The sequence below is a fragment of the Pantoea sp. ME81 genome (assembly GCF_903970985.1).
Classification (GTDB): Bacteria; Pseudomonadota; Gammaproteobacteria; order Enterobacterales; family Enterobacteriaceae; genus Pantoea; species Pantoea communis.
In genome coordinates, this window is the sequence record NZ_CAJCKS010000222.1 from 1 (window position 1) to 6,610 (window position 6,610).

A 6,610-nucleotide genomic window follows, 5' to 3' on the forward strand; every position below is an offset into this window, starting at 1 on the left:
GCCAGGCGAAGCGCAATGGCGCGGCCAATCCCTTTACTGGCGCCGGTCACTAATACGCTGCGCGTCATGGCTGCATCCCTTGTTGTAATTGATTAAGTTCCTGTTCATCCGGCTGATAGGTATTCAGCCGACCGCTGGCAAGGACCGCATCCTGACTGCGGATCTCGCCTTCAAAGCTACCGAGCTTGTCGTCACGCATCAGCAGATGCATCTCCACCCGCAGCGTGCTGTCTGCGGCAAAGGTGGCAGCAGCGGCACGATAGCCGCGTCCACCCAGTAACATGCCGGGGCGGATATTCCGATCGCCGCGCTGCCGGGCATGAAAGCCAGACCAGACGCCAACGGTCTGCGCCATGATCTCGACGCCAAACCATGCGGGCAGCTCGCCCTGCGCATTAAGAAACGGCGCGAGTACGCCCTGGTGGTTGATGGTCACTTCACACACCACGCGCTCGTCGCTGACCTGAATCACGCGATCCAGCAGCAGCATCGGTGCACGGTGCGGCAGATAGTCGCCCACCGGCAGAAAATCAGTCATGAGGCTTTCCTACAATCAGGCAGGTGTTGTTCCCGCCAAAAGCAAAAGAGTTTGAGGCGATGATGGGACGCGCCAGCGGCTGTGGCAAAGTCAGCAGTCCGCAGACCGGCAGCGTGCTATCCAGGGTAGTGGCGCTAAAATCCTGCGCCGGTAACGCCAGATTCTGCTGCACGATGAGTGCCGCCAGCGCCGCCTCGGTCGCACCCGCCGCGCCGAGCGTGTGGCCCGTTAGGTGCTTAGTGGAGCTACAAGGCACGCTATCGCCAAACAAACGATGAACCACGCCTGACTCGACCTGATCGTTGAGTGGCGTCGCAGTGCCGTGCAAATTAATGTAGCCGATATCCTGCGGCTGCAGTTGGGCCTGCTTCAGCGCCATCTTCATCGCTTGCTCGGCGCCAATGCCTTCTGGATGCGGAGCCGACATATGCCAGGCGTCTGATGACTCACCCGCACCAAGCAGCGCCAGCGACTGCGGCTCACGCGTTAGCAACAGCAGCGCCCCCGCTTCGCCGATAGAAATACCGTCACGTTCTGCGCTGAACGGTGCACACTGGCGTTCGGATAACGAATCCAGGCTGGCAAAACCGTTTATTGGCATGCGGCTCAATGAATCCGCACCGCCCACCAGCGCCACATCCACCAGACCGGCCTCAATCAAGCGTTGCCCACTGATCAACGCGCGTGCACTGGAGGAACAGGCAGTAGAAATCGTGTACGCCGGGCCGTCCAGTTCAAGGTAGTGCGCCAGGAAACGCGACGGATCGCCTAACTCCTGCATGCGGTAATCGTAACCCGGTAAGCCTCTGTCAATCTGACGATCGCCTTCGTCCACGCCCGAGGTGCTGGTGCCCAGCACCACCGCCACGCGCTCACGACCAAAGCGGGCAATCGCCGCATCCACGGCCGGACGGATCTGCTCCAGCGCCGCCAGCAGTAGCTGATTATTGCGCGTGTTATGCGCGGCAAGTGCGGCGGGCACAGCTGGCAGTTCGCCCGGCACCTCGCCCAGCCAACAGGTTTTACCTTGCTGCAACCAGCCTTCGCGCGGCTGCATGCCGGGTGCGTGGCCTGAGGTTAACTGCGCGGCAATCTGCTCCAGTGAGTTGCCGAGCGCATTCACCATGCCAAACGCCGAAATGTAGATCATGAAGATGCGTCCAGATGCTGAATTTGAATTTGATAACCGAAGGCGCGCTGGTCGATGCTGATCGGTTCACGTACGGTTCCCCGTTGCAGATAGCGAATCAACGTCACTACGTTACCGGCAGGATCGCGCAACTCACGACGATCGCCCTCGTCGATCAACTGCCAGCCTGGCGGCAACTGCGGCTGCCATGCGCTGAGCGGCCAGTGGCTCAGCATGACATCCGCTAGCACCTGGCTGGCTGGCGGCATTTCGGGTAGCGCCATCATCTGCTGCGTATGAATCCCGTTTTTATCATAGGTCACACGGAACAAGCGAATGCCCAGCGAGGACAAACCCGCCAGGCTGATTTGCTGTGAATCGGCGCTTAACAGCACCAGCAGTGACTGGGTTTTGCCTTTGGCGTGGCCGGTCAGCAGTTGCTGCTGCTGAAACGCGGGTGAAATGCCCGGCGCAGGCAACGTGACGCGCACGCCCGGTTTCAGCCACGCGGTGGGCCGATCGGATGGGCTGTCATGCTGCGCACAACCGCTTAACAGCAGGCTCAGCATCAACAACAAAGCACCTGTTTTCATCGTTGCTTCCTTTTCCCTGGTGCCAGCGCCAGCGGCGCTAACAAGAATGCACAAAAGATCCCGCTGCACAGCACCGTACCAAAACCACTGATCGCCGCTGTGCTGCTGAACACCAGCATGCCCAGCGTCAGCAGTGTGGTCATCATCGCCAGCGTGACGGCCAGCATAGAGGTCAGCGGCGTACCGCGCGGATTACTGAAGAACAGCGTGTAATTGATGCCGATGCCCAGCACCAGAATCAGCGCCAGCAAGGCAAATAAGTTCAGGCTGGCGCCAATCCAGCCTAATGTTGCCAGCGCTGCCGCAAGCGACAACCAGGAAGGCAAGGCGCTGCGTAAACCCGCTTGCAGGCCAAGGCGCACGATGTAACTTGCGGTGATCAGCAACAACGCCAGCGCCAACAGGCCACTCAGCAGCGTACGCCAGAAACGGAACAGTTCATCGTAGCTGGCTTTGCGATCGACCCAGCTCACGCCCGCCTGCTGCGTAGCTAAGTCCAATAACGCCGCACTGTTTTTCACGCCATTGACCGGCACCAGCACGCTGCTGCGTCCATCCGGCAGCGAGAGCCACAGTAGACGCCAGCCCTCACTCAGCGGACTTGCCAGCCAGTTATCGGCTTTGACTGGCATCGGCGTTAAGTCGGCATGAGTTATCGTGATGCCCGCCTGTTTTAACCGCGCCAGGATAGTTGGCGCGGCCTGCTGCAACAACTGCAGATCCTGCTGCTGCTGGTCCAGCGAATTGAGCGGCAAGACACGAAAACCCGCCATCCAGCCCTGCTGCTGCGCCAGTTCTAGCTTGGGTGTCAGTGCGCTGAGACGTTGCAATGCCTGCTGCTCGTTATCCCCCCACACCACGAACCAGGTTTGGTCGGCCTGTTGTCCCGTCAGCTGTGCCAGTTGCCGATCCTGAGCCAGTAATTTAGCCGGAGCGCTCTGCAGATGGGCAATATCGTCATCGACATGCAGTTGCAGGATCCCGCTCAATGCATAGAGCGCCACCAGCAGTGGCAATCCGACTTTTAACAGCGTGTTGCGGCGCCATGCCGCTAACCAGCGCGCCAGCCACACCATACCGGGAATCGGTCGCACCGGCAGGCCACGCACCACCCATGGATAAAAACAGATCACCGTCAGGCAAGAAGCACTTAACCCGCTGGCGGCAAACACCGCCAGCTGGCGCAAACCGGGAAACGGCGCCAGCAACATCAGCAGCCAGGCAATCGCCGTGGTACCCAGAGCCAGCAGTAAAGTGGCCCGCACCTTGTGCAGGCTTTGCCATGGCGTGGACTGCTCGCCGTGTACCATGCGTTCCGTCAGATAGTACAAGGTATAATCGGCGGAGATGCCGACAATGCTGAGGCTCATCACTAAAGTCGTGAGATGCAGCTCACCAAAACAGATCAAGGTCAGCACCGTACCCGCCATCGCGCCTATCGCCACCGAGAGCGCACACAGCGCCAGCGGTCGCAGCGAGCGAAACACCAGCCACACCAGCAGCAGCAAGCCGGCCAGTGTGACGCTGCCGAGCGTCTCGACATCATGCTGCGCGCGCTGGCTGGCATCATCGCTAAACAGCACTGTGCCACGCGTTAACAGCTGCGCATCTGGCCAGCGCGTTTTTAACTGCTGTTCAAGCTGGTTGAGGGCGGTCACCAACTGATGACTTTGCTGAATGCTAAAGGCATTGCTCGCCAGTTCACCGTGCAGGAAATACCAGCGGCGCTGCTGGGCGTCATTCACGGTTAACCAGCCGTTATGCAGTACCATTTTGCTGGCATTCTGCTGCAGTGCCAGCTGCGCGCCACGCACCAGCATCAGCGGGTCGTTTTGAATTTCTTTACTGCTCACACCGGCAAACGCTGAGAACAGTTGCGCCAGAATCCAGTCGGCTTGTGCCGTACCGCCGTTTTGCAGACGGGCGCGCGTCAACGGATCGATCAGGCCGTTACGATGCTGGAAGGCGTAGGTGCCCCAACGCTGCATCTGGTCATCATCCAGCGCACCGCTCACCTGTTTCAGCATCGGCAGCGCCTGCAGCTGCGCTTGCCACCACTCTGCCGCTTCATCGCCGTGATCGTTATCGGCGCTCACCAGCCACACCAGCTGACGATCCAGCCGCTGCATAAACCCTTGCTGAATCTCTGCCGGCGCTTGCCCCAGATTTTGTTGCGGCAGTAAAGCCAGCACGCTGCTATTCAGCTGGCTGCGCGGCAACAGGATGGCAAGGGCCACCGCCAATGCCAGACAAACCGCCAGCCACAGCAGCGCAGCGGTTTTCTCACTGCGCTGGGGCAAAACGCGCTCGCTCTTCATCAGTCAGTTGTTTCGGCTCGGTGCGGGTATCACTTAAGGTGATGGCGGTTTTATCGCCCTGCTTATCATCCAGCGTAATGCTGTTAAGGAAGGCTGCACCTTGCAGATCGATGCGATTGAAGATTTTGTTCAGCGGTGCCGCCTTAGGCGTCAGGCTGAGCTGCCACTGGTCATTCCCTTTATCATGGAAATCGAGTTCAAAATTCTCGCGCAGCACCTTTTCGTCGGCCTGAAACAAGGCGCGCAGCAGATGATTGAACTGAAACATCTGTGGATTGCTGTCGGCGGTGATCACCTGCGGCGGCTGACCGCTCATGCTCTGCACCATGCGCTTATCATCGAGAATCAAGGTCATCACAAACGGCGTGGCCTGATGCCACCACAAACCTTGTTGCTGGGCGATTAATAACTGGCCACGCGACACCAGCGGCTGCGACATACCAGAAATGGTACGCACCTGCTCGAAGTTGGCGCGGATCACCGGCTGGCTGGCAAAACGCTGCTGCAGCTGATCCAACGTGATGGCCTGTGCGCTGGCACACAGCAACGTCAGCATCAGACAAAGAGTTCTGATCACGGTTTGACTCCCAGGCGTTCAAATAAAATATCGGGTGAAACGAAATTCATTTCCTGACTTGCCGCATCGACCGCCACCTGCAGCGTGTGTGCTTTGGTGGTGATCTGGCCCGCCACATTGCGGATGACATAATCGATACGCAGGCGGTTTTCGTATTCGGTAATGCGGGCTTCCACGCGGATCATCTCTTCACAGCGTAACGGCTGGCGATATTTGACACGCGTATCCACCACTGGCCAGACAAAACCGCTGGCGGTCATCTCACCGTAGCTGTAGTTGATGCTGCGCAGCAGCGCTTCACGCGCCACTTCAAAAAAGCGGAAATAGTTGCCGTGCCACACCACGCCCATCGGGTCGCAGTCGTGGAACGACACGGTTAATTCAACCTCAGCGCGCCAGATATGTTCACTCATCGCGGCTCTTCTCCTCTGGTAACGTCCAGAAATCGTAAAAGTTAAACCAGTCCAGCGGCGCCATCAGCGCATGCTGCTGCAGTCGTTCGGCATAGCGATCCACCGTGGCCTGCAGCGCCGCCTGTCGTTGGGCTCGCGGCAGCAGGATCGGATCGGCAAAGGGTTCACAATGCACTCGCAGTCTGCCCTGTTCCCGTAAGGCAAACATCAACAGCACCGGACAGCGTAAGGCGGCGGCCAGGACAAAAGGCCCCTGCGGAAACGGCGCCGGACGGCCCATAAATTCACTCCACACCACGCGGCGTTCGCCCCCGCGCTGGCGATGCACGGCGGTACGATCGCCAACAATCGCCACCCATTCACCGGCATCCAGTTTTTGCTGCAGCAGGATGGCGGTATCCGGGCCGATGTCGGTGACCGGCATCAGATTCACCCCGGCCTGCGGTGCGATGCTCTCCAGCACCTCGCGAAAACGCTGGGCGTTGTCGGTGAACACCAGCGCGTTGATCACCAGCCCACTGACCTGCTTTGCCATGGCGCGGCAGGCCTCGATATCACCCAAATGCGACGCGAGGATCAAATGTCCTTTGCCATCCGCTGCACGGATAACCGCTTCGGCACCCGGCGCAAAATCAATATCGCGCCCCCATTGCACATCCCCGCGCCAGCTGGCGACTTTGTCCAGCATGCTGTAACCAAAGCGCAGAAAGTGGCGATAGCTATTGATCGGCGTCGGCAGGGCTATCTGCTGTTTGCTGGCTTCGGCCTGCACCCGCGTCAGCCATTGCTGAGAAGCGGTACGCGCCTCACGTCCGCTCAACCAGTACACCGCCACCACTGGCCACAGCAACAGCACAAACGGCAGCCGCCCGGCGCGACGATACAACCACAGCATAAAACGCAACCCGCTCTGACCCCGACGTTCTGGCGTGGCGGCCCAGTGCTGCGCTGTTTTACCCCGGCTCAGTAACTGTGGGATGCGCGGCACCATGCCGAAGAACAGGCGCGTGTGCATCCATGAGATCCGCAGGTTGTCGTGCAA

General features: G+C 59.4%; 6 protein-coding genes and 1 pseudogene. All 7 read right to left on the reverse strand.

Annotation, left to right across the window (positions count from 1 at the left end; genetic code table 11):
- Nucleotides 1-64: 64 nt before the first annotated feature.
- Nucleotides 65-538 carry a hotdog family protein gene (locus tag H7A81_RS24505; protein WP_034820205.1) on the reverse strand — a complete coding sequence of 158 codons (474 nt, stop codon included), beginning with the start codon at nt 536-538 and terminating at the stop codon, nt 65-67.
- Nucleotides 531-1,688, reverse strand: coding sequence for a beta-ketoacyl-[acyl-carrier-protein] synthase family protein (locus tag H7A81_RS24510; protein ID WP_182059001.1), 1,158 nt, complete (start codon nt 1,686-1,688; stop codon nt 531-533). The genes H7A81_RS24505 and H7A81_RS24510 overlap by 8 nt, the downstream gene beginning before the upstream one ends.
- The gene (locus H7A81_RS24515; RefSeq protein ID WP_182059002.1) at nt 1,685-2,260 is read right to left on the reverse strand and encodes a DUF3261 domain-containing protein; all 576 of its coding nucleotides are present in this window, start codon (nt 2,258-2,260) and stop codon (nt 1,685-1,687) included. Before H7A81_RS24515 ends, H7A81_RS24510 begins: the two co-directional genes overlap by 4 nt.
- The gene (locus tag H7A81_RS24520) at nt 2,257-4,578 is read right to left on the reverse strand and encodes an MMPL family transporter (protein ID WP_182059003.1); all 2,322 of its coding nucleotides are present in this window, start codon (nt 4,576-4,578) and stop codon (nt 2,257-2,259) included. The genes H7A81_RS24515 and H7A81_RS24520 overlap by 4 nt, the downstream gene beginning before the upstream one ends.
- Complete coding sequence (locus H7A81_RS24525; RefSeq protein ID WP_182059005.1) at nt 4,544-5,134, reverse strand: outer membrane lipoprotein carrier protein LolA; 591 nt, start codon at nt 5,132-5,134, stop codon at nt 4,544-4,546. The genes H7A81_RS24520 and H7A81_RS24525 overlap by 35 nt, the downstream gene beginning before the upstream one ends.
- 17 nt (nt 5,135-5,151) lie before the next feature.
- Entirely contained in the window at nt 5,152-5,568 is a 417-nt protein-coding gene (locus H7A81_RS24530) for a thioesterase family protein (protein ID WP_182059004.1), read from the reverse strand.
- Nucleotides 5,561-6,610: pseudogene (locus H7A81_RS24535) on the reverse strand (glycosyltransferase family 2 protein); the annotation flags it as partial. The gene H7A81_RS24530 and the pseudogene H7A81_RS24535, both read right to left, overlap by 8 nt.